Source organism: Pseudomonas sp. A6, assembly GCF_052367875.1.
GTDB classification, from domain to species: Bacteria; Pseudomonadota; Gammaproteobacteria; order Pseudomonadales; family Pseudomonadaceae; genus Pseudomonas; species Pseudomonas citronellolis.
Genome location: NZ_CP198970.1, coordinates 4,101,429 through 4,125,502, shown reverse-complemented (window position 1 = coordinate 4,125,502; position 24,074 = coordinate 4,101,429). Strand labels below are relative to the sequence as shown.

The following is a 24,074-nucleotide window of genomic DNA, read 5'->3' as shown; positions in this document are numbered from 1 at the left end:
ACCGCGAACGGTTATGCGCCCTACGGTGTGGGAAAGGCGGGGTGCGAGGATGGCGTCGGACTACCAGCGCACTCAGGACAGCCCCCTCTCCCTTCAGGGAGAGGGTTGGGGAGAGGGGCTCTTGTGCCCAGCACCTACGCCACCGGGAAACACCGTTCGCGAGCAAGCTCGCTCCTACGAAAAGCTCTTCGCGCCACGCAAAGAAATGATGGGTATCGCTTCGCTCAACCCATCCTACGGGTGTTGTGTTTGCCGGAGGGTGTACGGCTTCTCGTAGGAGCGAGCTTGCTCGCGAATGAGCCCCGCAGCGGAGTCTGTTCGCGAGCAAGCTCGCTCCTACGAAGAGCATTTCGGCGCGGCCTCAGCCCAGCTTCTCGCGTATCCGGTACCAGGCCATGCCCAGCGCCAGCAGCGGCGAGCGCAGCAGCTTGCCGCCGGGGAAGGTCAGGTGCGGCACCGCGCTGAACAGGTCCAGGCCCTGGCTGTGGCCGCTGTGGATGGCCTCCGCCAGCAGCTTCGCCGACCAGTGCGTGACGTTCAGCCCGTGGCCGGAGTAGCCCTGGGCGAAGAACACGTTCGGGTACGCCTTGAGCCGCCCCACCTGGGGGAAGCGGTTGGCGGTGATGCCGATCATGCCGCCCCACTGGTAGTCCAGCCTTACGTCCGCCAGTTGCGGGAACACCTTGAGCACCTTCGGCCGCATGTAGGCGCCGATGTCCTTCGGGTCGCGCCCGGAATAGTGGCAGGCGCCGCCGAACAGCAGGCGTCGGTCGGCCGTCAGGCGGTAGTAGTCCAGCCCCACCTTCTGGTCGCACAGCGCCATGTTCTGCGGGATCAGCTGCGCCGCCAGCGCCTCGGGCAGCGGCTCGCTGGCCACCACGTAGCTGCCGGCGGGCAGCACCTTGCCGGTCAGGCGCGGTTCCAGTTCTTCCAGGTGCGCGTTGCAGCCGAGCACCAGGTTGGCGGCCAGCACCCGGCCCCGCGCGCAGTGCACCACCACCTGGCGGCCGTGCTCGATGCGCAGGGCGGGGCTGCGCTCGAACACCCTGGCGCCCAGGGCGGCCGCCGCGCGGGCCTCGGCGCGCACCAGGTCGAGCGGGTGCAGGTGCCCGGAGCCCATGTCCACCAGGCCGCCGGCGTACTGGTCGCTGGCCACCACCTCGCGGATGCGCTCCGGCGCCACCAGACGCGTTTCGTGCGGGTAGCCCTGGGTGCTCAGCTGGGCGTGCTCCTCCACCAGGCCGGCATACTGCGCCGGGGTGTTGGCCAGCTCGCAGAAGCCCCAGCGCAGGTCGCATTCGATGGCCAGGTCGCGGATGCGCTGCGCCACCAGCTCCACCGACTCGCTGCCGGCCCGCTCCAGGTAGCGCACGCCTTCCTCGCCGACGTACTTGGCGAAGCCGCTGACGTCGTGGCCGATGCCGCGGATCAGCTGGCCGCCGTTGCGCCCGCTGGCGCCCCAGCCGATGCAGCGGGCCTCCAGCAGCACCACGCCGAGGCCGCGCTGGGCCAGCTCCAGCGCGGTGTTGACGCCGGTGAGCCCGCCGCCGACGACGCAGACGTCCGCGCGAACCTCGCCCTCCAGCGCAGGGTAGGGCTGTTTGTCCCGGGCGCTGGCGGCGTAGTAGGACGCGACCTGCTCGTCGGTGTGGCTCATGGCTCGCTCTCGCTTCATTGGTTGAACTTGATCTTGCTCCAGCTGCGGGTCATCAGGCGCATGATCTTGGGCGGCGGCGCCTTGGCGATGTACAGCTTGTCCAGTACCTGCTGGCTCGGGTAGACCTCGGGGTCGTTCTGCATCTGGGCGGGCAGCAGCGCCTTGGCGTCGGCGTTGGCGCTGGGGTAGCCGACGTACTCGCTGATGCCGGCGATCACCTGCGGATCGAGAACGTAGTTGATGAAGGCCAGGGCCTGCTCGGGGTGCGTCGCGTCCGAGGGAATGGCCATCAGGTCGAACCACAGGTTCGCGCCTTCCTTGGGAATGGCGTAGGCGATCTCGATGCCGTTCTTCGCCTCCCGGGCCCGCGCGGCGGCCTGGAACACATCGCCGGAGTAGCCGAAGGCCACGCAGATGTTGCCGTTGGCCAGGTCCGAGATGTACTTCGAGGAATGGAAGTAGGTGACGTAGGGGCGCACCGCCGCCAGCTTGGCCTCGGCCTTCGGGTAGTCCGCCGGGTTGGTGCTGTTGGGGTCCAGGCCCAGGTAGTTGAGCACCGAGGGGATCATCTCGTCGGGCGAGTCCATGAAGGCCACCCCGCAGGCGCTGAGCTTCTTGATGTTCTCCGGCTCGAACAGCACCGCCCAGGAATCGATGCGGTCGACGCCCAGCACCTGCTTGACCTTCGCCACGTTGTAGCCGATGCCGTTGGTGCCCCACAGGTAGGGCACCGAGTGCTTGTTGCCCGGGTCGTTCTGCTCCAGCAGCTTGAGCAGCCGCGGGTCCAGGTGCTTCCAGTTCGGCAGCTTGCTGCGGTCCAGCTCCAGGAACACCCCGGCCTGCACCTGGCGGGTGAGGAAGTGGTTGGAGGGCACCACCACGTCGTAGCCGGAGCGGCCGGCCAGCAGCTTGCCTTCCAGGGTTTCGTTGGAATCGAAGACGTCGTAGACCGGCTTGATGCCGGTGGCCTTCTGGAAGCCGCCGAGGGTGTCCGGGGCGATGTAGTCGGTCCAGTTGTACACGCTGACGGTCGGTTCGGCGTGGGCGCCCGCGGCCAGCGTGGCCAGGGCGAAGGGCGCAAGGTAGCGCAGCAGTCTCATGACGACTCCTGAATTGTTGTTGTGGTTGAGGCAAAAAGGGCGGATCAGACGCTCAGCAGCAGGAACTCGCGCTCCCAGGAACTGATCACCCGCTTGTAGTTCTCGTGCTCGGTGCGCTTCACCGCGACGTAGCCCTGCACGAACTTGCGGCCCAGGTATTCGCCGAGCACCTCGCAGTCTTCCATCTGCGCCAGGGCGTCCTCGATGGTGATCGGCAGGCGCAGGTTGCGGCGCTCGTAGGCGCGGCCCTGCACCGGCGCGCTGGGGTTCAGCCGCTCGATCATGCCCAGGTAGCCGCACAGCAGGCTGGCGGCCAGCGCCAGGTAGGGGTTGGCGTCGGCGCCGGGCAGGCGGTTCTCCACGCGCATGGCCGCGGGCGGGGCGGCCGGCACGCGCAGGCCCACGGTGCGGTTCTCTTCGCCCCACTCGACGTTCACCGGCGCGGAAGTGTCCGGCAGGAAGCGGCGGAAGGAGTTCACGTTCGGCGCGAACATCGGCAGCACCTTGGGGATGTACTTCTGCAGGCCGCCGATGAAGTGCAGGAACAGCTCGCTCATGGAGCCGTCCTCGTTGGCGAAGACGTTTTTGCCGGTGGCGATGTCCAGCACGCTCTGGTGGATGTGCATGGCGCTGCCGGGCTCGTCGGTGATCGGCTTGGCCATGAAGGTGGCGCTCACGTCGTGCTTGAGCGCGGCCTCGCGCATGGTGCGCTTGAACACGGTGATCTGGTCGGCCAGGCTCAGCGCGTCGCCGTGGCGGAAGTTGATCTCCATCTGCGCCGGGCCGTCCTCGTGGATCAGCGTGTCCAGGTCCAGGCCCTGCAGTTCGCACCAGTCGTAGACGTCCTCGAACAGCGGGTCGAACTCGTTGGCGGCGTCGATGGAGAAGCTCTGCCGGCCGCTCTCGGCGCGGCCCGAGCGGCCCACCGGGGCTTCCAGGGGAAAGTCCGGGTCGCTGCTGCGCTTGGTCAGGTAGAACTCCATCTCCGGCGCCACCACCGGGCTCCAGCCCTTGTCGGCGTACAGCTTGAGCACGCGCTTGAGCACGTTGCGCGGCGACAGCTCGATGGGGTTGCCGTACTTGTCGAAGGTGTCGTGGATGACCATCGCGGTCGGCTCCAGCGCCCAGGGCACCAGGAAGATGGCGTCCGGGTCGGGCTTGCAGACCATGTCGATGTCGGCTTCGTCCAGCAGCTCGTAATAGACGTCGTCATCGACGAAATCGCCGGTGACGGTCTGCAGCAGCACACTTTCCGGGAGCCGCATGCCCCCTTCGCCGAGGAACTTGTTGGTGGGGGAAATCTTGCCGCGGGCGATGCCGGTCAGGTCGCTGACCACGCATTCGACTTCGGTGATTTTCTGTTGCTTCAGCCGTTGCTCCAGTTGCTCGGCGGGGGTGCTCATACAAGCCTCGGATGGTTCATGGGTTCTGGGTGGGGGCGCCGGCAGCGTGGCGCTGCCTGGCCGCGGGGCTAGTTTCGTCCGCCGGGCGGGGGCGTTCTATCCACTTTCCGCACGCTTGAGGCCGCGGGGGGCGCAGGGCGGGGACTTGTGGCGATTCTTCGGGCGGAATCAGGGGAAGTTTCCGTCGCGGCAACTGCCTTGAGCCCTTACAAGGCGCATCCGTAGATTCCGTCTGCCACGGTTCGCCCGTGGTGGGGCGTAGGAACCCCGGAATATCGCAAGACGTGCGGTAGCGCCATTGCCGCAGGGCAGACGTGTATCCAAGGCCCTGCGGTTCCATGGCGGACCGTGCGAGGAGGCTTCGGCCTGCCGGTTGTCTTGTGACGGTATTCCTACCCTGGCACGGTCCGCCTCTCCCTTCCAGGAGGCGGCTCCCTTATCCCATAGAGGAGCAAGATGGAACATGCACTGCCTTGTCGTTCAGTCCAAGCAACACCCCCGCAGCACCCTCCAGGAGGTCCGTCATGGCTGACCTCGTTCCCCTTATCCCCCTAAGCCCGGCCACCGAGCCCCACGACGACGTGCTGTACGTCAACCCCAACGCCCCCGCCGACCACCTCCACGAAGCCGCCGTCCGCCGCCTGAGCGCGCTGGAAGACCTGCTGCACATGCTGGAGGACAGCGCCGACGAAATGCCCCTGACCCACCTCCAGGCCCGCATGGCTGCCGCGCTTGCGCCGCTGGCGGCGGAAGCGCGGCAGCTGTACGAGCTGGCGCAGGTCAAGCGAGGGTAATGCCCCGGCCCCGGGCGCGCCGGGGCCATGACGGGGCGGCGCTGGCGGCGTACCGTTCGACCGCCGGCAGCGTCGTCCTCCCCGTGATTTGATCGTGGTCAAACTTCCGTTCGCCCCGCGGCGTACAAGTGACCCGGCGGTTCCTTCCCACGCCGGCGCCACGCCAGGAGGTTTCCATGCCCACCACCCAGCCTTCACAGCCCACCACCGAAGCCCCCGACGAGCATTGGGTCGAGGCCCTGCCCGACGGCAGCCATGTTCTGATCCGGCCGTTGCGCGCGGAAGACCGCCAGCGCGAGGCGGACTTCATCGCCCGGCTGTCGCCGGAGGCGCGGCATTTCCGCTTCCTGTGCAGCATGCGCGAGGTCAGCCCGGCGCTGCTCGACCAGTTGATGACGGTGGACTTCCACGACAGCGCCGCCTACATCGCCCTGGTGCACCAGGACGGCGAGCTGGTGGAAGTGGGCGTCAGCCGCTACGCCCGCGGCGCCGACGCCGGCCATTGCGAGTGCGCGGTGACGGTGGCCGATGACTGGCGGCACCGCGGCCTGGGGGTGGCCCTCATGCGCCACCTGATCGAAACCGCCCGGCGCAACGGCATGACGCAGATGTATTCGATCGATTCGGCGGCCAACGCGCCGATGCACGAGCTGGTGCGCTTCCTCGGCTTCAGCAGCCACCAGGACCCCGAAGACCCCACGCAGACCATCCATACCCTGCAGCTGCAACCGGCGACCTGAAGCGGGGGAGGCAGCCATGCACATCCAACTGCTGTGCACCGGCGACGGGCGCTGCTACGTCCAGCTCGACCAGTTCCGCGTGCCTTTCCGCAACGCGGAGCAGGCCAACGCCTACCTTGAGCGCCTGCAGCAGCGCATCGCCGCGCCCCACGTGCTGGCCGAGGCGCAGCGCCGCGACGCCGAGAAGCGCCAGGCCCAGCGCCGCGCGGGCTGAGCCTTCCACGGGCCGCGGTCACGGCCGGCGCGCCGTGGGCCCTCCTGGCCGCCCACAAGGGGCGGCCGCTCACCGGCCGTTCAGGGGCGTATCGCCAGGATGCTGGAGTGCACCCGGTACAGCGCCTGCTCGGTGGTGCTGCCGACGATCTTCGCCAGCCCGGCGTGGTAGAGGGTGCCCATGACCACCACATCCATCCGGTAGTCGTCGACGAATTCGGCGATGACGCGGTTGGCCGCGCCCTTGATAAGGTGCAGGCACTTCTGCTCGATGCCGAAGCGCTCGCCCAGGCGCTGCATGCGCTCGGTGGCGCGGCCGCTCATCTGCTCCTGGATTTCGCTGGTCCAGGCCACCGGCCCCACGGCATAGGCGAGGAAGCTGCTGCTCAGGTCGTAGGCCTGCAGCAGGTGTAGCTCGGCGTCGCATTGCAGCGCGAGCTGCTGGGCCGATTCGACGATGCGTTCGTTCAGTTCGTCGACGCGGGTGTCGTCCTGGGACAGGTCCAGCGCCGCCACCACCTTGCGCGGCAGGGGATGCTCCGCGTGGCTCACCAGGTGCAGCGGCACCGCGCACTGGCGCAGCAGTTGCCAGTCCAGCGGCGTCATCAGCGCCCGGCTCACGGCCGTTTCGTAGTGGACGTCCTTGATCAGCAGGTCGAAGCCGCGTTCGCGCACCCGGCGCAGGACTTCCTGCAGCGGGTCGTCGCTCCACACCGCCTCGGCGCTGGCCTCGATGCCGCGCCCGCGCAGCAGCTCCACCTGGTCGTCGAGCCAGGCCTGGTGCCGCTCCTGGATGGTGTTGCGGGCGCGTTGCTGCAGGTCGTAGTCGAGGGTGTTCAGGGCTGGCGCCAGGCTGTCGATCATCAGCATGTGCAGGCTGGCGCCGGCGGAGCCGGCCAGGGCCTGGGCGCGGGCCATGGCGGCGGAATAGTGCTGGTGGGTGTCGCAGATCAGGAGCAGGCGCGAGTAGGCGTTCATGGCGGTCTCCGCAGCGGCGCCCGCGCCACGGGCGGCGCGGGCTGGGTGGCTGTGAGCCTGGGCCGGGGCGCGTGCGGGCACTTTGATGCGCATCAAGAACGCTGGTGGAGAGGGGGCGGCAGGCGGTCGAAGCGGACCACCGGTCCTTCGGCCGGGGGCGGCGACTGCAGGCGCTCGTTGCGCAGCCAGATGCTCGCCGCCGGCACCCCGCTGCGCAGGCACGCCTGGGCCGCGCTGCGGCCGAGAAAATCCGGGGTGGCGCAGAACACCACGTCGGGCAACCGCTCCAGCAGCTGCCGGTGCAGGCGTTCCAGCAGGCAGGCGCCGTGGACCCTTTCGTCGAGCAGGCCCAGCGAGTGCAGCCAGCGCCGGCATTCCTCGGGCAGGCCCGCCAGGCTGGCGGCATCGGCGATCAGGTCCAGGCGCAGCGTGGGCATCCAGCAGGCCAGTTCGTCGATCGCCGCCGCCACCGACAGCAGGCCGTTGCCGCTGGCCACCACCAGCAGCCGGCCGGCGCGCAGCGGCAGGGGCCAGCCGACGCCCAAGGGGCCGCGGTAGTCCAGCCAGCCGTCCGTGGCCGCGAACCGGCCGGGGTGGCTGGCGCTGACGATGAACGGCCCGTGGTGCTCCGGCAGGCTGATGTAGCTGCACGGCTGCAGGGCCCCGCCATGCACGCCCAGCAGGCAATACTGGCCGGGTATGACGGCGCTGCCCGCGTCGTCCTCCAGCAGCAGGCGCAGGCATTGCCCGGTGCCCGGCAGGCAAAGCACTTCCAGTAGCCGTACCCGTTCCATTGCGCGCCCCCTTGGCGAGGTCGACCAGACGCGTCGTTTCGGGTCAGGCTAGGCGCCGCGGGCCGGGCCGCCTTGACCGCCATCAAGTTCTGCGCCGCGGGGGCCGAAGCCGGCGTTTTGACCGGGATCAAGGACAGCCGCCATGGCCGTCGCAGAATCGATTCGCCCCATTTCCGAGGCGGTTCATCCAGCGGAGGAATTCCCCATGTCCGACCCCGCGAAGCAAGTCCCCGTCACGCCGTCCCCCAGCCAACCGGCCAAGGCGCCAACCCCCGGCGCCAGCCCCTTCGATACGCTGCGACGGCAGATCGACAGCCTGTTCGACGACTTCGGCCGCACGCCGCTGCGCCTGCCCTTCGGCCACAGCGCCTTCGACGTGGAGCCGTTCTGGCGGCGCGAGCCGTTCAGCCGCGGCCTGCCCGCGGTGGACGTCAGCGAGCAGGCCGAGGAGTACCGCATCAGCGCCGAGCTGCCCGGCATGGATGAGAAGGACATCGAAGTGAAGCTGGCCAACGGCAACCTGGTCATCAAGGGCGAGAAGAAGGAAGAGAAGGACGAGAAGCGCAAGGAGTACCACCTGTCGGAACGCCACTACGGCAGCTTCGAGCGGGTGTTCCGGCTGCCCAAGGAAGTGGACGCGGAGAAGGTCCACGCGCAGTTCTCCAAGGGCGTGCTGCAGGTGCATTTGCCCAAGCGCGCCGAGGCGGTGCACCCGGAGAAGGTCATCCCGGTGAAGAACGGCGATTGATGCGGGGGGCGCGCCTGGCGGCAGGCGTGCCCCTTCGTCGAATGGGGCGGCGCGGCCAAGCGCAGCGGCTATAGTGGGAAAATCCCCTTATTGCCGGAGGCGCCGCCATGTCCGACGCTTACCGCTCCCCGCCGCGCCCGCAGGTCAACTGCCAGGCGTGTTCGTTGAGCCGCCTGTGCCTGCCGGCGAGCCTCAGCGACGGCGAGGTCGAAGAGCTGGACCGCATCGTCCGGCGCAGCCGCCCCCTGCAGAAGGGTGAGTACCTGTTCCGCGCCGACGAGCCGATGCAGCACGTGTTCGCCGTGCGCTCCGGGGCGCTGAAGAGCTACCTGCTCGACGCCAACGGCGGCGAACAGGTGACCGGCTTCGTGCTGCCGGGCGAGATGCTGGGGCTGGACGCCATCGGCTCGCCGCGCTTCCCGGGCTATGCGGTGGCGCTGGAGGTTTCCATGGTGTGCAGCATCGGCCTGGAACAGCTGGAGGACCTGTCCGGGCGCATCCCCGGCCTGCGCCACCAACTGCTGCACATCCTCAGCCAGGGCATCCAGGGCGAGTACGCGCACATCCGTTGCAGCCGCGAGCGCGCCGAACAGCGCCTGGCCGGCTTCCTCCTCGGCCTGTCGGCCCGCTACCAGCAGCGCGGCCTGTCGCAGGACCGCTTCACCCTGCCGATGAGTCGCGGCGACATCGGCAACTACCTGGACCTCACCATGGAGACGGTCAGCCGGCTGTTCACCCGTTTCGTGCAGACCGGCCTGATCGACTGCCACGGGCGCGAGGTGCGCCTGCTCGACCGCCAGGGCCTGTGCCGGATGAGCGGCCTGGAAGCGCAGCCGGAGCGCGCGGCGGGCCGCCCGTAGCCGGCGGCCCGGGCCGTTCATCCGCTGGCCGCGGCGCGGGCGCCGGGCGCGGCGCCAATCTGATCGAGATCAAAGTCGGGCCGTGGCGTCGCGCCCATCGTGCAAGGCGAGCGAATGTCCGCTTGCCCGCACAGGAGACGAGCCATGGCCATCGGCGAATACTGCAACCGCGACGTCGTCATCGCGGCGCCTACCGTATCCATCCTGACCGCCGCCCGGTTGATGAGCGAATACCACGTCGGCGACCTGGTGCTCGCCGAGCAGGTGGAGCGCGAGCGCTACCGGCCCGTGGGCATCATCACCGACCGCGACATCGTGCTGGAGGTGGTCGCCAACAACGAGCCGGAGCCGGGCAGCATCCAGGCCGGCGACATCCAGCTGCGCAACCTGGTCACCGCCCAGGAAAGCGACGATGTGTTCGACGTCATCACCCGCATGCGCCAGGCCGGCATCCGGCGGATGCCGGTGGTCGACGAGCAGGGGCTGCTGGTGGGCATCGTCTCGGCGGACGACCTGCTCGGCGTGCTGGCCGACAACCTGCGCGACCTCTCGCGGCTGGTGGGCTTCCAGAACCTGCGCGAAGAGGGCGAGCGTGAAGCCGACTACTAGGCGAGGTGGCTGCCATGCATGACGTGACGCTTCCCTTCGTCGACCGCGCCGCTGCCGGCAAGGCCCTGGCGCGGTTGCTGCCGGCCTACCGGGGCCGCCCCGGGGCGATCGTGCTGGCCCTGCCGCGCGGCGGCGTGCCGGTCGGCTATGAGGTGGCCAGCGAACTGGGCGTGGAGCTGGACCTGATGATCGTGCGCAAGCTCGGCGTGCCCTGGTACCCGGAGCTGGCCATGGGCGCCATCGCCAGCGGCGGCGTGCGGGTGCTGAATGACGACGTGCTGCGGATGCATGGCGTCGACGCGCACGCCCTGGAGACGGTGGAGCGCAGGGAAAGCGCCGAGCTGCACCGGCGCGAGCGCGCCTACCGTGGGGAGCGGCCCGTGCCGACGCTGGCTGGCCGCCAGGTGCTACTGGTCGACGACGGCCTGGCCACCGGCGCCACCATGCTGGCCGCCGTGCGCGCGGTACGCCAGCAGGCGCCGGCGGCCATCGTCGTCGCCGTGCCGGTGGCGCCGGCGGAGGTGCTGGAAGAGCTGCGTAACGAGGTCGACGAGGTGGTCTGCCCGTTCACCCCGGAGCCGTTCAGCGCCATCGGCCGCTGGTACCTGGACTTCTCCCAGACTTCCGACGCCGAGGTGGTGGAACTGCTGCAACGGGCCTGGCGGCGGGAGGCGGGCGAAGCCTAGCCTCAGGTGCAGCGCCGGCCGTGGCGCAGCACGTCGATGCGCAGCTCCGGCTCGTAGGGCGGCACGTTGCATTCGACGATGTCGTCCGGCGCCACCTGCAGGCGCAACCCCACCACGTCGGCGTGCACCGGTTGGCGGCTCACGCAGCGGTCCACCAGCACGCCGGCCAGCACGTGCCGCGCCCCGAGCTGGGCCAGGTAGGCGCAGGCGCGCAGCAGCGAATGGCCTTCGTAGAGCACGTCGTCCACCACCAGCAGCGTGGTGCGGCTGAGGTCCATGCCGGCCAGTTGCGGGTTCTCCGTCAGTTCCGTCTCGGGGTGCAGCAGGCTCAGGTCGTCGGCGTAGCGCTTCACCTTCAGGGCGTGGACGGGCAGGGGCGGGTGGCCGCATTGCACCAGGTGTTCCTGCAGCCGGTGCGCCAGGGGTTCGCCACGCCGGACTATGCCGACCAGCGCGCTTTCGCCCGGGGGCAGCAGCGGGGCGGCCTTTTGCGCCATGGCCTGGAGCACGGCATCCAACTCCCGGGCGTCGTACAGGGTCAGGCGTTGCGGAGCGTTCGGGGTCGCCATGGTGGGCCTCCAGGCCGTTGCCGGGCATGGCTTTCACCATCGCGCGTCGGGCGAGGGGCGAATTTGATCCAACGCAAATCCGGCGCAGGCCAGGGGGCTGAAACTCGTCCGTAGTTACCCCATCGAGCCCGATGCGGGCCCCTGCCTTCCGGCGCGCTGGCGGCGTGGCCGGATACCCACGAGGTGCGCTATGAGCCAGCCACGCAAGCTCCTGTTCCTGACCCACCCCGAGCAGCACGATTCCCCCGGCCTGCAGCGCGCGCTCGCCCTGGCATCGGCCTGCAATGCGGCCTTGCACGTGCTCGTCTACGTGGGGCCCTTCGCGACCTTCCTGCTGGACCGCAAGGTCATGGAACAGGCGCGCGAAAGCCTGGTGCAGGCGCAGCGCAAGGCCTGGGAAGGCGAATGCGCGGCCCTGCGCGGGCGGGGGCTGGAGGTCACGGCCTCGGTAGTGGCGGCGGACAACCTGCGCGAGGAGATGCTCCAGGACATCCGCGAACTGCAGCCGGACATGGTGATCAAGGACGTGCGGCACGAACCGGCGCTCAAGCGTTCCTTCGTCACCCCGCTGGACTGGCACCTGCTGCGGGAGTGCCCGGCGCCCCTGCTGCTGGTCAACGACATCCGCCAGCCGATGCCGCGCAAGATAGTCGCGGCGGTGGACCCGTCCGACCCGCAGACCCAGCTCAGCGGCATCAACGACAGGATCATCGCGGCCGCCAACGGCCTGGCCCTGCAATGCGACGCGGAGCTGCACCTGCTGTTCGTCTACGACTGCATGCCGGCCTACATGGCCAATGGCGGCGAGGGCGGCGTGGCCTGGGTCGACCTGGTCGAGGAGATGCGCGGCGCGCTGCACAAGCCCTTCGTCGCCCTGGCGGACAAGTACGGCGTGCCCGAAGAGCGCCGCCACTTCCTGATGGGCACGGCGGTGCGCGGCATCGCGAACTTCGTCCAGCAGAACGCCATCGACGTGACCGTGATGGGCCGCATCCACCGCAGGGCCGTGGACAGGCTGATCGGCAGCACCACCGAGCACCTGATCGAGCATGTGCAGGGCAGCGTGCTGGCGCTGCAGCCGGGCGAGCAGGGCGCCTAGCGCAGCAGCTCGGCCACCCGCAGCGCCGTGGCTTTCGCCGATTGCGGGTTCTGGCCGGTCACCAGGCGGCCATCCACCACCACCTTGGGCACGAACGGCAGCAGGGCCTTTTCGTAGCGCGCGCCGCGCCGCTTCATTTGCTCTTCGGCGTTGTAGGGCATCTTCTTCGCCACGCCGGCGAGGATTTCCTCGCGCCAGGAGAAGCCGGTGAGCCTGCGCCCCGCCACCAGCAGGCTGCCGTCCGACAGCGTTGTGTTCAGCAGGCCGCAGTAGCCGTGGCAGACCGACGCGACTATGCCCCCGCGTTCGTAGATGTCGCGGGTGAGGCGCTGCAGGCCGGCGTCGTCCGGGAAGTCCCACATCACCGCGTGCCCGCCGGTGAAGTAGATGGCATCGAAGTCCGCCGGGTCGATGTCCTCGGGCTTGGCGGTGTTGGCGAGCAGCGCCCGGTGGGCGTCGTCGGCCAGCCAGGCCTTGGCCGAGGCATCCCGGTTCGGCCATTTGAGCGAGCGCGGCTCCAGCGGCGTGACGCCGCCCTTGGGGCTGACGATCCGCTGCACGTAGCCCTTGGCGGCGAACAGGTCGTAGGCGTGGGTTAGCTCCGACAGCCACAGGCCGGTGGGGTCGGCTGGGTCGGCATAGTGCGCGACGTTGCTGACGACGTGGAGAATGCGCTTGCTCATTTGCCCTTCCTTCCCGGTGGTTGACCTTGCCGGCCTGCATCAGCGGCGTGGGGGAACTCTAAGCTTGAATATAACTTTAAGGTCAAGGGGCCTGGGGATGGGAGATGAAGGGGCTGATCTGGCCACCAGCGCCAGGGCAGGGTAAAAGAGCGGGTTCATTGCCGCAGGATGCCATGCCTTGAAACGCGCAAGCCCATTGCTGATCGCCACGCTACTGGCCGCCGCCGGCCAGGCGGGGGCCATGGACGGAAAAGGCAACTCGTCCGATCACTTCACCGTCGCCACCAGCCTGGGCAGCGCGGCGCTCAGCGAGTCCACCAGCCAGCCGCTGCGGACCTACCAGGCTGCTCGCGACGATGCCCTGGCGTACATCGCCTCCGATGGGCGCATCCATGGCGCGCAGCTGGAACAGGCGCTGCGCTTCTACCGGGAGGCGCATCCGCGCTCCGGCCTGAGCGACATGCAGCTGGCCCTGGCCATCGCCAGCCCGGGCTGAGCCCTGCTCGCCGGGGCGCGGGGCCGGCGAGGTCCGCATTGTGGAAATGCACGGCATTGAAATAAAATGAGACGCTTTCTCATTTTCACTCTTTTGGCGTTCCCGCCAAGGATGCCCGCGCATGTTTTCCGCTTCGTCCCACGCTTCGCCGGCCGTCGCGCTGGAGCGCCTGTATGGCGACCACCACGGCTGGCTGTTCGGCTGGCTGCGCCAGCGCCTGGGCAATGCCCCGGACGCGGCGGACATCGCCCATGACACCTACCTGCGCATCCTCAGCTCCGGGCGCACGCCGCCGCTGGCCGATTCGCGGCGCTACCTGGTGCAGGTGGCCAAGGGCCTGGTCATCGACCTGTGGCGCCGCCAGGACGTGGAACGGGCCTACCGCGAGGCCATCGCGCACCTGCCCGAGGCGCAGGTGCCGGCGCCGGAAACCCACTGGCTGATCGTCGAGTCGCTGCTGCGCATCGACGCGATGCTCGACGGCCTGCCGCGCCAGACGCGCGAGGTGTTCCTGCTGGCGCAGTTCCACGAACTCACCCTGCAGCAGATCGCCGAGCGCACCGGCATGGCGATGATCACCGTGCGCCGGCACATCCACAAGGCGCTGGTGGCCTGCATGACGGCCTGCGAGCCATGAGCCGCGGGGAGGCCCGCGCCGCGCCGGCGGCCAGGCTGCTGGAGGAGGCCGCCGAGTGGGTCATGACGCTGCGCTTCGACGCCCCCGGCGAGGCGCAGTGGCAGGCCTTCGAGCGCTGGCGCGGGCAGAGCGATGCGCACCGCGAGGCCTGGGCGCGCGCCGAGCGGGTATTCGGCACCTTCGATGCGGTGCCCACGGAGCTGGGCCGCCAGGCGCTGCATGGCCTGGAAGGGCTCAAGGGCCTGAGCCGCCGCCGCGCGCTGCGCCTGCTGAGCGCGCTGCTGATGGCCGCGTCGGCGGGCTGGCTGGTGGCGCGCAGCGCCCCCTGGGACAGCTGGATGGCCGATGCCAGCACCGCCACCGGAGAGCGCAAGGCGCTGACGCTGGCCGATGGCAGCCGGGTGGTGCTCAACACCGTGTCGGCGCTGGATGTCCACTTCGACTCTACGGCGCGCCGCCTGCGCCTGCGCACCGGCGAGGTGCTGGTGACCACCCATGCCGACCCGCTGGCGCCGCGGCGGCCGTTCCTGGTCGCTGCGCAGCAGGGCGTGGTCGAGGCGCTGGGCACGCGCTTCAGCGTGCGCCAGCTGGGCGAGCAGTGCCAGGTGGCGGTGTTCGAGCACCAGGTGGAGATCCGCCCGCACGCTGGTGCGGCAATGCGCCTTTCCGCCGGCCAGCAGGCCTGGTTCGATGCCCGCGGCGTGCTGCGCAGCGCGCCGGTGGACGACAGCGCCGCGCTCTGGGAGCAGGGCATGCTGGTGGCCCGCGACCAGCCGCTGGCGGAGGTGCTGGCGGAGCTGGCGCGCTATCGCCACGGCCTGCTGCGCTGCGACCCCGAGGTGGCCGGGCTGCGCGTTTCCGGCGCGCTGTCGGTGGCGGACACGGACCAGGCGCTGAACGCCCTGGAACTGACGCTGCCGGTGCGGGTGTCGCGCCTGAGCCGCTACTGGGTGACGGTTTCGGCCCGCTAGCGAAAAAAATTTCGCGCCCCCTGAGCACTTTTTCCATCTCGTCCGGGATAGAGGGTGAACACGCCTCATGGGGAGGGGTGGGCAGCCCGCGCGAGGCGCGGCTTGAAGGATGGCAAAGCGCATGGCTTCGAAGCACCGACGGCATTCCGACACTCGTCGATTCACCCACCTGGCCCTGGCGGCGGCGATCCATGGCGTGACCCTGGGCTGCGCCGGGCTGGCCCTGGCCCCGTCCGTGACCATGGCCGCCGAGGCCGCGCGCGACTACGCCATCGGCGCCGGCGCCCTGAGCGACGTGCTGGCCCGCTTCGCCGCCAGTGCCGGCGTGCAGCTGGTGTTCGACCCGGCCAGGCTCGCCGGGCGCAACAGCCCGGGCCTGAAGGGCCGCTACACGGTCGAGCAGGGCTTCCAGCAACTGCTGCGCGGCAGCGGCCTGCAACTGATGCAGCGCGGCGCGGGCATCTACGCCCTGCAGGACGCCGGCGCCGCGCTGCAGATGCCGGCCGAAACCGTGGTCGGCAAAGGCGGCGATACCCTGGCCATGTCCGCGACCGTGATCCAGGCGAACGCTGGCGCCGCCGGTACCCCGACCGGCTACCAGCAACTGAGCGACAGCAGTACCACGCGCCTGGGCCTGACGCCGCGGGAAACGCCCCAGGGCGTCACCACGCTGTCGCGCCAGCAGCTGGACGACTTCAACATGAACAGCGTGAAGGACGCGCTGCGCAGCGCGCCCTCGGTGACGGTGGAGCAGTACGAGACCGACCGCACCAACTTCACCTCGCGCGGCTTCGACATCAACAACTTCGAGTACGACGGCATCGGCTCGCCGTTCAGCGCCGGCCTGCTCAGCGGCGACCTGGACCTGGCCGAGTACGAGCAGGTGGACATCCTGCACGGCGCCAATGGCCTGATGAGCGGCACCGGCAACCCCTCGGCCACCGTCAACTTCATCCGCAAGCGCCCGACCTACACGCCGCAGGCGCAGGTGAAGCTGTCGGTGGGCTCCTGGGGCACCCGCCGCATCGACCTCGACGCCTCCGGCCCGCTGACCGACTCGGGCAACGTGCGCGGCCGCTTCATCTACGCCAACGAGACCGGCAATTCCTACCTGGACCGCTACTCTCACGAGAAGAACGTGCTCAGCGGCATGCTGGCCTTCGACCTCACCGAGGCAGACACCCTGACGGTCGGCTTCTCCGACAACAAGAGCAACTCCAACGGCAGCAGCTGGGGCGCGCTGCCGCTGACCGACCAGGCCGGCAACCTGATCCACTACAGCCGCCGCGGCGCCAACATCGGCCAGGACTGGACCTACTGGGACGTGCACACCCAGCGCGCCTTCGTCGAGCTGGCCCACGACTTCGGCGGCGGCTGGAAGGGCAAGCTCAACGTCACCGGCGTGGACCAGAGCCAGCAGGCCGACATGTACTACCTGATGGCCAACGACGCCGACACGCCCTGGCTGGCCGACCCCAGCCACAGCCATTCCGGCGAGAAGCAGCTGCTGGGCGAGGCCCAGCTGAGCGGCCCGTTCAGCCTCGGCGGGCGCCAGCACGACCTGACCCTGGGCGTGGACTACGGCCGCTCGCAGCACAGCGACCGCGGCTACTACAACAACGAAGACGAGTTCATGGACGCCGACCTGGGCCAGACCCTCAGCGGCGCGGTGCCCAGGCCGAGCCTGACCTACACCAACGACACCATCGAGATGGCGCGCTTCACCGACCGGCAGAAGAGCGTCTACGCCGGCACGCGCCTGAACCTCACCGACCAGCTGCACTGGATCCTCGGCGCGCGCATGCTCAGCGTCGACAGCGACGGCACCGACTACGGCAGCGCCCGCGACGTGCGCATCCACGGCGAGGTGACGCCCTACACCGGCGTGGTCTACGACCTCGACGAGCAGTATTCGCTGTACGCCAGCTACACCAAGATCTTCAACCCGCAGTACGTGATGGACGCCCAGGGCAAGGTGCTCGACCCGCTGGAGGGCAAGAGCTACGAGGCCGGCATCAAGGGCAGCCTGCTCGACGATCAGTTGAGCGTGTCGGCCGCGCTGTTCAAGACCGACCAGCGCAACGTCGCCGAAGCCACCGACCAGAGCCTGCCCGGCGGCGAGACCATCTACAACGGCGAGGACTTCAAGAGCCGCGGCGCGGAGCTGGAGGCCAGCGGCCAACTGGCTCCCGGGCTGCAACTGCAGGGCGGCTACACCTACGTGCATATCGAGGACCCGGACGGCCACAAGGCGCGCCAGTACGTGCCCACCCACAGCCTGCGCAGCAGCCTGACCTACCAGTTGCCTGGCCTGCCCCAGGCCAAGGTCGGCACCCGGGTGAGCTGGCAGAGTGCGATTCAGCTCGATGATGACAGCCGTGTGCGGCAGAACGCTTATGCGCTGGTGGATTTGATGGGGAGCTATGACATCGACAAGCACTGGAGTGCGTCGTTGAACCTGAACAACCTGACCAATCGCAAGTATCTGATGAGTTTGTATAGCGGTGGGTCTGGTTTCTATGGGCCGTCGCGCAATGTGACGGCTTCGGTGAGTTACAACTTCTGAGGTTGGGGTTTTGTGGGGGAGGGGCTGCCCGTGCCACCGGGATGTCCGGCGTGGCCGGTGAATCCAATCGCGGACAAAGTCCGCTCCTACGCCCGTGTTTCCCTGGAACCGTGGGAGCAACTGTCTTGCCGACTGCACCGAGGCGCTTTTCGTAGGATGGGTTGAGCCTTGGCGAAACCCATGCGGCCAGGCGATGGGTGTCATATTTGCCGGTGATGTAGGAGCGGACTCTGTCCGCGATTCGGCGGATAACCGCGAGCGGTTATTCGCCCTACGAACCTCCCGGCTGACGCCGTGTTATCCACCCACGCCGAACGGCCACCTCTCCCTCCGGGAGAGGGCTGGGGTGAGGGGCTCTTGAACCCAGCCCCTACGTCACCAGCAAACTCCACACTTCTCTGCTGTATCCCAATGTATCCAACCCGCCCCTCCACAAGGCATGCATACAAACCCAACCCCCCTCCGATACGCCACCGATACATGGCGCGGGCCAAATGGCCACACCCGGACGCGACACCCGGCGGGCTTCGAAAGCCAGCCCCTCGCTCATCCCGGTCCGACCAAGCCCCTTGAGCCGCGCACCAAGCGCCCAGCATCGGAGAACCACCCATGTCCCGTAACCCGATCCAGACCAAGACCCGCATCGGCCTGCTCGCCATCGCCCTGGTGGGCGGCGCCAACCTGGCCACCTCGGCCTTCGCCGTCGAGGCGCTGCCCCAGGGCTACCAGCTCGCCGCCGCCGACAAGGCCGGGGAGGGCAAGTGTGGCGAAGGCAAGTGCGGCGCCAGCAAGGCCAAGGCGACCCAGGCCGAAGGCAAGTGCGGGGAGGGCAAGTGCGGCGACGCCTCCTTCACTCGCACCGACAGCGACCACGACGGCAAGGTCTCGCGCGACGAGTTCCTGGCCGTGGCCAGGGACCGCGCCGGCGACTTCGACAGGATCGACGCCGACCACGACGGCGTCATCTCCGAGGCCGAGGCCTACCAGCACCTGAAGAGCGTCTTCGAGGCCAACGGCAAGCCGATGCCGGCCGGGCTGTTCGCCAGGTTCCAGGGCGACCGCCACTAAGCCGGACGCGCCACCCAGCCCTCTCTGCCGGGAGGGCATTTCTCCCCCGCGGAGCCTTGCCATGAATGCCCATTCCCTACCGCGCGGGGCCGGCCTCGGTCTGCGTCGCGCGCTGCTGCCCGAGCTGCTGGCGATGCCCGACGCAGCCGTGGACTTCCTCGAATGCGCGCCGGACAACTGGATCGGCGTCGGCGGTGTTTACGGCGACGGCCTGGCGCAATTGGCCGAACGCTTCCCGTTGGCCTGCCACGGCCTGTCGCTGTCCCTCGGCGGCCCCGGGCCGCTGGACCTGGAGTTGCTGCGGCGCACCCGGCAGTTTCTCGACCGCCACCGCGTCGGCCTGTTCAGCGAACACCTGAGCTACTGCTCCGACGACGGCCAGCTCTACGACCTGCTGCCGCTGCCCTTCACCGACGAGGCGGTGCGCCACGTCGCCGCGCGCATCCGCCAGGCCCAGGACGTGCTGGGGCGGCGTATCGCGGTGGAGAACATTTCCTACTACGCCGCGCCCTACCAGGCGTTGAGCGAGATCGATTTCCTGCGGGCCGTGCTGGCGGAAGCCGACTGCGACCTGCTGCTGGACGTCAACAACCTGGTGGTCAACGCCTGCAACCACGGCTACGACGCCGCTGCTTTCCTCGCCCGGGTACCCGCCGAGCGGGTGGCCTGCATCCACGTGGCGGGGCACTACGACGAGGCGCCGGATCTGAAGGTCGACACCCACGGCGCCAGCGTGCAACAGCCGGTGTGGAGCCTGCTGGCGCAGGCCTATGCCCACTGCGGCCTGGTGCCGACGCTGCTGGAGCGTGACTTCAACTTCCCGCCGCTGGCCGAGCTGCTGGCGGAGGTGGACTGCATCCGCTCCCTGCAGCAGGCCGCCGCCCCGCGGGAGGTGCGCCATGGCTGACACCCTGCGCGAGCAGCAGCTGCAACTGGCCCGGCACATCCGCGACCCGCAGCGCAACGCGCCGCCGCCGGGCATCGAGGCGCGGCGCCTGGCGGTGTACCGCCAGCTGTTCCTGGGCAACGTGCAGGCGCTGCTGGCCGGCAGCTTCCCGGTGCTGCGCGCCAGCCTGGCCGAGGCCCACTGGCAGGCGCTGACGGAAGCCTTCTATGCCGATTACCGCTGCCAGACGCCGCTGTTCACCGAGCTGGCCGGCGAGTTCGTCGCCTTCCTCGAACAGGACGGGATAGACGCGCCGGCCTGGGCCACCGAGCTGGCGCACTACGAGTGGGTGGAGACCGCCCTGTTGCTCAGCGACAGCCGGGAGCCGGCCCACGATCCCCAGGGCGACCTGCTGCACGGCGTGCCGCTGCTGTCGTCCCTGGCCTGGCCGCTGGCCTACGCCTGGCCGGTGAGCGAGCTGGGCCCCGGCCACCTGCCCGAGCAACCGCCGGAGCAGCCGACCCTGCTGCTGGCCCACCGCGGCGACGACCAGCAGATGCATTTTGCCCGCCTGGCGCCGCTGGCCCATGCGCTGCTGGAGTCCGTGCGCGACCGCCAACTGAGCGGCCGCGAGCACCTGCAGATGCTGGCCGAGGCCATCGGCGCCGACCCCGAACCCATCCTGCAGCAGGGCCTGGCCCTGCTGCGGGACCTTCACGCACGAGGCGTGGTGCTCGGCACGCGCAACCTGTGTGCCATCCACCGCCGACAGCATTCCCCAGCCCCCAAGGAGACACCCTGATGACCGACATCCTGGACAGCATCCTCTACACCGCCCACACCCGCACCACCGGCGGCCGCGACGGCCGCGGCAGCTCCAGCGACGGCGAACTGGACGTGCGCCTGAGCCCACCCGGCTCCGGCCGCCCCGGCAGCAACCCCGAGCAGCTGTTCGGCGTGGGCTGGTCCGCCTGCTTCATCGGCGCCCTGCGCCGCGCCGGGCAGAAACTGGACATCCGCCTGCCGGCCGACGTGGCGGTGGCCGCCGACGTGACCCTGGGCACCACCGACAACGGCAGCGGCTTCGCCCTGGCGGCCAGGCTGACGGTGGAATTGCCGGGGCTGGCTGCCGGGGACAAGGCGAAGCTGGTGGAGACGGCGCACCGGATCTGCCCGTATTCCCGGGCTACCCGGGGGAATATCGAGGTGACTTTCGAGGTTCCGTGATGGGGTGAGGTGATGATTGGAAAGCCCGCGTGCCTGGTCAGGTGTGCGGGCTTTTTCGTTTGGGCTCGTTTTTTGTGGGGGCGGAGGGGGGCGCTACCGGTGAAGAAGAGCCCCTCTCCCCAGCCCTCTCCCTGAAGGGAGAGGGAGCTGTCCCGTGCGCTTTGGAAGCTCGGCGCTGTCCTTTTAGTTCGTACGGCGGATAACCGCGAACGGTTATGCGCCCTACTTGCTGTCAGCTGTCTAGCAGGCTGCTCCGAAATGCTCTTCGTAGGAGCGAGCTTGCTCGCGAAGCGCCAGTCACTGGGTTCCCGCGTTCGCGGGAATGACAGGGATGGTGAGGCGTATCAGGATGACTCCGAACCCTCCGGCCACCCAGGACAGCCCCCTCTCCCTTTGGGAGAGGGCTGGGGTGAGGGTGCTCTTAAACCCAGCACCAACAGCTAGTCACTGGGTTCCCGCGTTCGCGGGAATGACGGGGATGGTGAGGAGTATCAGGATGACTCCGAATCTTCCGGCCACTCAGGACCGCCCCCTCTCCCTTCAGGGAGAGGGTTGGGGAGAGGGCATTCTTAAACCCAGCACCAACGACACCAGGAAAAAAAGAACCCGCCACACGGCGGGTTCGTCAGTTCTGTGCGGCAGCCTACGCAAACCGCCGCCCCAACCACGCATCCAGGCTCAACCGCCCGGCCCCCTTGAGCAGCAGCGGCACCAGCGCCACCAGGTAGATCAACGGCAGCTTGTAGTTGCCATAGCCGTTATCGCTGATCGAATACCCCATGGCCAGTTCGCCCAGGCTGGACCAGTGCGCCGGCCAGTGCACGGCAGCGATGGCCACCAGTGTCAGCACCATCAGCACCGCCGAGGCGAAGCGGGTGCCCAGGCCCAGCAGCAGGAGCGCCGGGGCTATCAGTTCGGCCCACAGGGAGATTTGCCAGTCCAGGCTCACCGGCAGGCGGTCGAAGGGGAAGGGGAAGGCGTCGTGGATTTGTGCGAACCAGTTTTCGCCGTTCCACTTCTCCAGGCCGGATTCGAGGAATTCCCAGGCCAGGAACAGCCGCAGGGGGATATCGGCGCCCCAGGCGCCGAGGCGGTCGAGGGGGCGCAGGGTGGTGGCGAGGGTGCTTTGCATGGCGATGTTTCCTTGGGCTGGGGAGTCGGCTGGTGGAGCCATGCTGGCAAGGCGGCTTGTCCCGGATGTGTCCCGCCGGGGGCCGCCTTGTATCGGCTTGTACGGTCGCTCAGGCCGGGAGCGGCAATTCCAGTTGCGCGCACAGGCCGCCGCCGTCGCGGTTGGCCAGGGTCAGGCGGCCGCCCAGGGCCTGGCTCAGTTGGTGGGCGATGGCCAGGCCCAGGCCGGTGCCGCCGGTGCTGCGGTTGCGCGAGCTTTCCACGCGGTAGAAGGGTTTGAGGACTTCTTCCAGTTCTTCCTCGGCGATACCCGGGCCGCGGTCGAGTACGCGGATGCACAGCTTGCCGTCTTCGCGGCCCACCTCCAGTTGCGCGGCGCCGGAGAATTTCACGGCGTTGTCCAGCAGGTTGCCCAGCACCCGGCGCAGGGCGTGGGGGCGGGTTTCCAGGGGTACGCCGGCGCGGCCTTGCAGGCTGACCTGCTGGCCGGCGTCCTGGTAGTCGAGCACCAGGCTGTCGAGGAAGGCGTCGAGGTCGACGCGGCGTTGTGCCTCGCTGGCGCCGTCCATGCTGCGGGCGTAGGCCACGCCTTCGCGGACCAGGTGCTGCATTTCTTCCAGGTCGCTCCACAGGCGTTCGCTTTCCGGCGATGGGTCCATCTGTTCGACGCGCAGTTTCATGCGCGTGATGGGCGTCTGCAGGTCGTGGGAGATGGCCGCGAGCAGCTGCATGCGTTCTTTCAGGTAGTCGCCGATGCGGCCTTGCAGGGCGTTGAAGGCGCGGGCGGCGTAGGCCACTTCGTTGGGGCCGTTCTCGTCCAGCGGCGCGGCCGGGGTGTCCGGGTCGAGGTGGTCGACGGCCTGGGCCAGGCGCGTCAGCGGGCGGATCGCGGTGCGCACCGCCAGCCAGGTGCAGACCAGCAGCACGGCCAGCTGCAGCACCAGCACCACCGGCAGCCAGCGCGCCACCGCCGCCACTCCGCGGGGAGTGACGTCTATGCTCAGCGGCCTGCCGTCGGCCAGGCGCAGGTGCGCCTGGAAGTGCGCGTCCGGGCCGGGGAGGGTTTCGAAGCGCAGGGCGTAGCGCGAGCCGATGGCGCTCTCGATGCTGGTCGCGGCCATGGGCGCCTGGGCCATGTCCATGGCCTGGCCGGGTTCGCCTTCGTCCAGACGGTAGCGGTAGTTGGGCCGGTCGACCATGGGCAGCCATTGCTCGCGCTCGTTCGCCGGCAGGCGGTCGAGCAGGGCCACGGCGGTGCTCACGTCGCTTTCCAGGTTGCCGAGCATCATGCTCCGAGCGCTGACGTAGCGTTCGTAGAACTGCGAGCTGAAGGACAGGCCGTAGGCCAGCACCAGCCCGGTGAGGAAGATCAGCGCCAGGCGCGCTGCCAGGGTGCGGGGCATGGCGGTCACTCGGCGGGTTCGATGAGCTGCACCGGCAGCGAGAAGACGTAGCCTTCGTTGCGCACCGTCTTGATGCAGTCCGGCTCGCGGGCGTCGTCGCGCAGGCGCTGGCGCAGGCGGCTGACCAGCAGGTCGATAGAGCGGTCGAAGACGTCCGCCTCGCGGCCCTGGGTCAGGTTCAGCAGTTGCTCGCGGCTGAGCACCCGCTGCGGATGGTCGAGGAACACCCGCAGCAGGCGGTACTCGGCGCCGCTCAGGGCGACCAGGGTGCCCTCGGCGTCCAGCAGGTGGCGCGCGCTGGTGTCCAGGCGCCAGGGGCCGAAGCCGATCAGCCGGCTGCTCTCGGTGATCGACAGGTTCGGCGGCAGCATGCGCGTGCGGCGCAGCACGGCGTTGATCCGCGCCAGCAGCTCGCGGGCGGAGAAGGGCTTGGTCAGGTAGTCGTCGGCGCCCATTTCCAGGCCGATGATGCGGTCGGTCTCGTCGTTGCGCGCGGTGAGCATCAGCACCGGGGTGGCCTTGTGCTTGCCCACGCGCAGCTCGCGGCACAGCTTCAGGCCGTCGTCGCCGGGCATCATGATGTCCAGCACTATCAGGTCCACCGCGTTGCCGTCGAGGAAGGCGCGCATCTGCCGGCCGTCCGCGGCCAGGCTGACGCGCAGGCCGCTCTTCTTCAGGTAGTTGCCGACCAGCTCGCGGATCTCGCGGTCGTCGTCGACGATCAGGACGTGATCGACGTGTTCCATGGTGGTTCCC

General features: G+C 69.1%; 25 protein-coding genes and 1 pseudogene. 16 read left to right on the top strand and 10 right to left on the bottom strand.

From position 1 onward, the window contains the following. Positions 1-361: 361 nt before the first annotated feature. From ACTWJ5_RS18070 to ACTWJ5_RS18060, 3 genes are read right to left on the bottom strand one after another with little or no spacing between them, the layout of a single operon-like run. Positions 362-1,657, bottom strand: a complete 1,296-nt coding sequence (locus ACTWJ5_RS18070; protein WP_444436243.1) for an NAD(P)/FAD-dependent oxidoreductase — start codon at positions 1,655-1,657, stop codon at positions 362-364. A gap of 14 nt (positions 1,658-1,671) precedes the next feature. Further along, positions 1,672-2,757 (bottom strand): polyamine ABC transporter substrate-binding protein, encoded by a 1,086-nt coding sequence (locus ACTWJ5_RS18065; RefSeq protein WP_058071649.1) that lies wholly within the window; start codon positions 2,755-2,757, stop codon positions 1,672-1,674. A 44-nt stretch (positions 2,758-2,801) separates the two neighbouring features. Continuing rightward, the gene (locus ACTWJ5_RS18060; RefSeq protein ID WP_444436242.1) at positions 2,802-4,160 is read right to left on the bottom strand and encodes a glutamine synthetase family protein; all 1,359 of its coding nucleotides are present in this window, start codon (positions 4,158-4,160) and stop codon (positions 2,802-2,804) included. A gap of 524 nt (positions 4,161-4,684) precedes the next feature. On the opposite strand from ACTWJ5_RS18060, the gene ACTWJ5_RS18055 reads away from it, so the two are divergent. The 3 genes from ACTWJ5_RS18055 to ACTWJ5_RS18045 all read left to right on the top strand — a co-directional run bounded on the left by ACTWJ5_RS18055 (position 4,685) and on the right by ACTWJ5_RS18045 (position 5,908). After that, positions 4,685-4,954, top strand: coding sequence for a hypothetical protein (locus ACTWJ5_RS18055; RefSeq protein WP_051879039.1), 270 nt, complete (start codon positions 4,685-4,687; stop codon positions 4,952-4,954). A gap of 176 nt (positions 4,955-5,130) precedes the next feature. Continuing rightward, positions 5,131-5,694: a GNAT family N-acetyltransferase gene (locus ACTWJ5_RS18050; RefSeq protein WP_009622394.1), complete on the top strand. Its 564-nt coding sequence runs from the start codon at positions 5,131-5,133 to the stop codon at positions 5,692-5,694. Between the two features lie 16 nt (positions 5,695-5,710). Continuing rightward, positions 5,711-5,908: a hypothetical protein gene (locus ACTWJ5_RS18045; protein ID WP_074978648.1), complete on the top strand. Its 198-nt coding sequence runs from the start codon at positions 5,711-5,713 to the stop codon at positions 5,906-5,908. Positions 5,909-5,988: 80 nt separating this feature from the next. On the opposite strand, the gene ACTWJ5_RS18040 is transcribed toward ACTWJ5_RS18045, so the two are convergent. Both ACTWJ5_RS18040 and ACTWJ5_RS18035 read right to left on the bottom strand, forming a co-directional pair. Further along, a complete protein-coding gene (locus ACTWJ5_RS18040; protein WP_253390366.1) occupies positions 5,989-6,885 on the bottom strand; it encodes a universal stress protein in 897 nt (298 codons plus the stop codon). A gap of 92 nt (positions 6,886-6,977) precedes the next feature. Beyond that, positions 6,978-7,679: a hypothetical protein gene (locus ACTWJ5_RS18035; protein ID WP_444436241.1), complete on the bottom strand. Its 702-nt coding sequence runs from the start codon at positions 7,677-7,679 to the stop codon at positions 6,978-6,980. 205 nt (positions 7,680-7,884) lie between these two features. Between ACTWJ5_RS18035 and ACTWJ5_RS18030 the strand changes: the two genes are divergently transcribed. From ACTWJ5_RS18030 to ACTWJ5_RS18015, 4 genes are all read left to right on the top strand, one after another. Then, positions 7,885-8,427 carry an Hsp20/alpha crystallin family protein gene (locus ACTWJ5_RS18030; RefSeq protein WP_043271710.1) on the top strand — a complete coding sequence of 181 codons (543 nt, stop codon included), beginning with the start codon at positions 7,885-7,887 and terminating at the stop codon, positions 8,425-8,427. Positions 8,428-8,534: 107 nt separating this feature from the next. After that, positions 8,535-9,287, top strand: a complete 753-nt coding sequence (gene fnr / locus ACTWJ5_RS18025; RefSeq protein ID WP_061561876.1) for a fumarate/nitrate reduction transcriptional regulator Fnr — start codon at positions 8,535-8,537, stop codon at positions 9,285-9,287. 144 nt (positions 9,288-9,431) lie between these two features. Next, positions 9,432-9,896 (top strand): CBS domain-containing protein, encoded by a 465-nt coding sequence (locus tag ACTWJ5_RS18020; RefSeq protein WP_058071656.1) that lies wholly within the window; start codon positions 9,432-9,434, stop codon positions 9,894-9,896. 14 nt (positions 9,897-9,910) lie between these two features. Further along, positions 9,911-10,582 (top strand): phosphoribosyltransferase, encoded by a 672-nt coding sequence (locus tag ACTWJ5_RS18015; RefSeq protein WP_253390365.1) that lies wholly within the window; start codon positions 9,911-9,913, stop codon positions 10,580-10,582. Positions 10,583-10,584: 2 nt separating this feature from the next. On the opposite strand, the gene ACTWJ5_RS18010 is transcribed toward ACTWJ5_RS18015, so the two are convergent. Next, positions 10,585-11,151, bottom strand: coding sequence for a phosphoribosyltransferase family protein (locus ACTWJ5_RS18010; RefSeq protein WP_009622377.1), 567 nt, complete (start codon positions 11,149-11,151; stop codon positions 10,585-10,587). 190 nt (positions 11,152-11,341) lie between these two features. Between ACTWJ5_RS18010 and ACTWJ5_RS18005 the strand changes: the two genes are divergently transcribed. Next, positions 11,342-12,250, top strand: a complete 909-nt coding sequence (locus tag ACTWJ5_RS18005; RefSeq protein WP_444436240.1) for a universal stress protein — start codon at positions 11,342-11,344, stop codon at positions 12,248-12,250. Here ACTWJ5_RS18005 and ACTWJ5_RS18000 read toward each other — a convergent pair. Next, positions 12,247-12,933 (bottom strand): type 1 glutamine amidotransferase domain-containing protein, encoded by a 687-nt coding sequence (locus tag ACTWJ5_RS18000; protein ID WP_444436239.1) that lies wholly within the window; start codon positions 12,931-12,933, stop codon positions 12,247-12,249. The two genes, ACTWJ5_RS18005 and ACTWJ5_RS18000, sit on opposite strands and share 4 nt — an antisense overlap. Positions 12,934-13,111: 178 nt before the next feature. On the opposite strand from ACTWJ5_RS18000, the gene ACTWJ5_RS17995 reads away from it, so the two are divergent. The 8 genes and pseudogenes from ACTWJ5_RS17995 to ACTWJ5_RS17960 all read left to right on the top strand — a co-directional run bounded on the left by ACTWJ5_RS17995 (position 13,112) and on the right by ACTWJ5_RS17960 (position 20,784). Then, entirely contained in the window at positions 13,112-13,429 is a 318-nt protein-coding gene (locus tag ACTWJ5_RS17995; protein WP_444436238.1) for a DUF2388 domain-containing protein, read from the top strand. A gap of 121 nt (positions 13,430-13,550) precedes the next feature. Beyond that, positions 13,551-14,066 carry a sigma-70 family RNA polymerase sigma factor gene (locus ACTWJ5_RS17990; RefSeq protein ID WP_261748597.1) on the top strand — a complete coding sequence of 172 codons (516 nt, stop codon included), beginning with the start codon at positions 13,551-13,553 and terminating at the stop codon, positions 14,064-14,066. Then, the gene (locus tag ACTWJ5_RS17985) at positions 14,063-15,037 is read left to right on the top strand and encodes a FecR domain-containing protein (RefSeq protein WP_261748598.1); all 975 of its coding nucleotides are present in this window, start codon (positions 14,063-14,065) and stop codon (positions 15,035-15,037) included. The genes ACTWJ5_RS17990 and ACTWJ5_RS17985 overlap by 4 nt, the downstream gene beginning before the upstream one ends. 121 nt (positions 15,038-15,158) lie before the next feature. Then, entirely contained in the window at positions 15,159-17,603 is a 2,445-nt protein-coding gene (locus tag ACTWJ5_RS17980) for a TonB-dependent siderophore receptor (protein WP_444436237.1), read from the top strand. Positions 17,604-18,212: 609 nt separating this feature from the next. Further along, positions 18,213-18,560 (top strand): annotated as a pseudogene (locus tag ACTWJ5_RS17975) (HvfA family oxazolone/thioamide-modified RiPP metallophore); the annotation flags it as partial. Positions 18,561-18,732: 172 nt separating this feature from the next. After that, positions 18,733-19,578 carry an HvfB family MNIO-type RiPP peptide maturase gene (locus tag ACTWJ5_RS17970; RefSeq protein ID WP_444436236.1) on the top strand — a complete coding sequence of 282 codons (846 nt, stop codon included), beginning with the start codon at positions 18,733-18,735 and terminating at the stop codon, positions 19,576-19,578. Then, positions 19,571-20,359, top strand: coding sequence for an HvfC family RiPP maturation protein (locus ACTWJ5_RS17965; protein ID WP_444436235.1), 789 nt, complete (start codon positions 19,571-19,573; stop codon positions 20,357-20,359). Before ACTWJ5_RS17970 ends, ACTWJ5_RS17965 begins: the two co-directional genes overlap by 8 nt. Continuing rightward, on the top strand, positions 20,359-20,784 hold the full coding sequence (locus ACTWJ5_RS17960; RefSeq protein WP_116423359.1) for an organic hydroperoxide resistance protein: 426 nt from the start codon (positions 20,359-20,361) through the stop codon (positions 20,782-20,784). Before ACTWJ5_RS17965 ends, ACTWJ5_RS17960 begins: the two co-directional genes overlap by 1 nt. A 643-nt stretch (positions 20,785-21,427) precedes the next feature. On the opposite strand, the gene ACTWJ5_RS17955 is transcribed toward ACTWJ5_RS17960, so the two are convergent. The 3 genes from ACTWJ5_RS17955 to ACTWJ5_RS17945 form a co-directional block, all read right to left on the bottom strand. After that, entirely contained in the window at positions 21,428-21,916 is a 489-nt protein-coding gene (locus tag ACTWJ5_RS17955) for an HvfX family Cu-binding RiPP maturation protein (protein WP_261748602.1), read from the bottom strand. Positions 21,917-22,025: 109 nt separating this feature from the next. Beyond that, complete coding sequence (locus ACTWJ5_RS17950; protein WP_444436234.1) at positions 22,026-23,318, bottom strand: sensor histidine kinase; 1,293 nt, start codon at positions 23,316-23,318, stop codon at positions 22,026-22,028. A 5-nt stretch (positions 23,319-23,323) separates the two neighbouring features. Beyond that, positions 23,324-24,064: a response regulator gene (locus tag ACTWJ5_RS17945; RefSeq protein WP_043314521.1), complete on the bottom strand. Its 741-nt coding sequence runs from the start codon at positions 24,062-24,064 to the stop codon at positions 23,324-23,326. Between the last annotated feature and the right edge of the window lie 10 nt (positions 24,065-24,074).

Bases quoted from the DNA above. Each gene is read 5' to 3' on its own strand.
- ACTWJ5_RS18070 (WP_444436243.1), bottom strand. From the start codon at position 1,657: ATGAGCCACACCGACGAGCAGGTCGCGTCCTACTACGCCGCCAGCGCC.
- ACTWJ5_RS18065 (WP_058071649.1), bottom strand. From the start codon at position 2,757: ATGAGACTGCTGCGCTACCTTGCGCCCTTCGCCCTGGCCACGCTGGCC.
- ACTWJ5_RS18060 (WP_444436242.1), bottom strand. From the start codon at position 4,160: ATGAGCACCCCCGCCGAGCAACTGGAGCAACGGCTGAAGCAACAGAAA.
- ACTWJ5_RS18055 (WP_051879039.1), top strand. From the start codon at position 4,685: ATGGCTGACCTCGTTCCCCTTATCCCCCTAAGCCCGGCCACCGAGCCC.
- ACTWJ5_RS18050 (WP_009622394.1), top strand. From the start codon at position 5,131: ATGCCCACCACCCAGCCTTCACAGCCCACCACCGAAGCCCCCGACGAG.
- ACTWJ5_RS18045 (WP_074978648.1), top strand. From the start codon at position 5,711: ATGCACATCCAACTGCTGTGCACCGGCGACGGGCGCTGCTACGTCCAG.
- ACTWJ5_RS18040 (WP_253390366.1), bottom strand. From the start codon at position 6,885: ATGAACGCCTACTCGCGCCTGCTCCTGATCTGCGACACCCACCAGCAC.
- ACTWJ5_RS18035 (WP_444436241.1), bottom strand. From the start codon at position 7,679: ATGGAACGGGTACGGCTACTGGAAGTGCTTTGCCTGCCGGGCACCGGG.
- ACTWJ5_RS18030 (WP_043271710.1), top strand. From the start codon at position 7,885: ATGTCCGACCCCGCGAAGCAAGTCCCCGTCACGCCGTCCCCCAGCCAA.
- fnr (WP_061561876.1), top strand. From the start codon at position 8,535: ATGTCCGACGCTTACCGCTCCCCGCCGCGCCCGCAGGTCAACTGCCAG.
- ACTWJ5_RS18020 (WP_058071656.1), top strand. From the start codon at position 9,432: ATGGCCATCGGCGAATACTGCAACCGCGACGTCGTCATCGCGGCGCCT.
- ACTWJ5_RS18015 (WP_253390365.1), top strand. From the start codon at position 9,911: ATGCATGACGTGACGCTTCCCTTCGTCGACCGCGCCGCTGCCGGCAAG.
- ACTWJ5_RS18010 (WP_009622377.1), bottom strand. From the start codon at position 11,151: ATGGCGACCCCGAACGCTCCGCAACGCCTGACCCTGTACGACGCCCGG.
- ACTWJ5_RS18005 (WP_444436240.1), top strand. From the start codon at position 11,342: ATGAGCCAGCCACGCAAGCTCCTGTTCCTGACCCACCCCGAGCAGCAC.
- ACTWJ5_RS18000 (WP_444436239.1), bottom strand. From the start codon at position 12,933: ATGAGCAAGCGCATTCTCCACGTCGTCAGCAACGTCGCGCACTATGCC.
- ACTWJ5_RS17990 (WP_261748597.1), top strand. From the start codon at position 13,551: ATGTTTTCCGCTTCGTCCCACGCTTCGCCGGCCGTCGCGCTGGAGCGC.
- ACTWJ5_RS17985 (WP_261748598.1), top strand. From the start codon at position 14,063: ATGAGCCGCGGGGAGGCCCGCGCCGCGCCGGCGGCCAGGCTGCTGGAG.
- ACTWJ5_RS17980 (WP_444436237.1), top strand. From the start codon at position 15,159: ATGGCTTCGAAGCACCGACGGCATTCCGACACTCGTCGATTCACCCAC.
- ACTWJ5_RS17970 (WP_444436236.1), top strand. From the start codon at position 18,733: ATGAATGCCCATTCCCTACCGCGCGGGGCCGGCCTCGGTCTGCGTCGC.
- ACTWJ5_RS17965 (WP_444436235.1), top strand. From the start codon at position 19,571: ATGGCTGACACCCTGCGCGAGCAGCAGCTGCAACTGGCCCGGCACATC.
- ACTWJ5_RS17960 (WP_116423359.1), top strand. From the start codon at position 20,359: ATGACCGACATCCTGGACAGCATCCTCTACACCGCCCACACCCGCACC.
- ACTWJ5_RS17955 (WP_261748602.1), bottom strand. From the start codon at position 21,916: ATGCAAAGCACCCTCGCCACCACCCTGCGCCCCCTCGACCGCCTCGGC.
- ACTWJ5_RS17950 (WP_444436234.1), bottom strand. From the start codon at position 23,318: ATGCCCCGCACCCTGGCAGCGCGCCTGGCGCTGATCTTCCTCACCGGG.
- ACTWJ5_RS17945 (WP_043314521.1), bottom strand. From the start codon at position 24,064: ATGGAACACGTCGATCACGTCCTGATCGTCGACGACGACCGCGAGATC.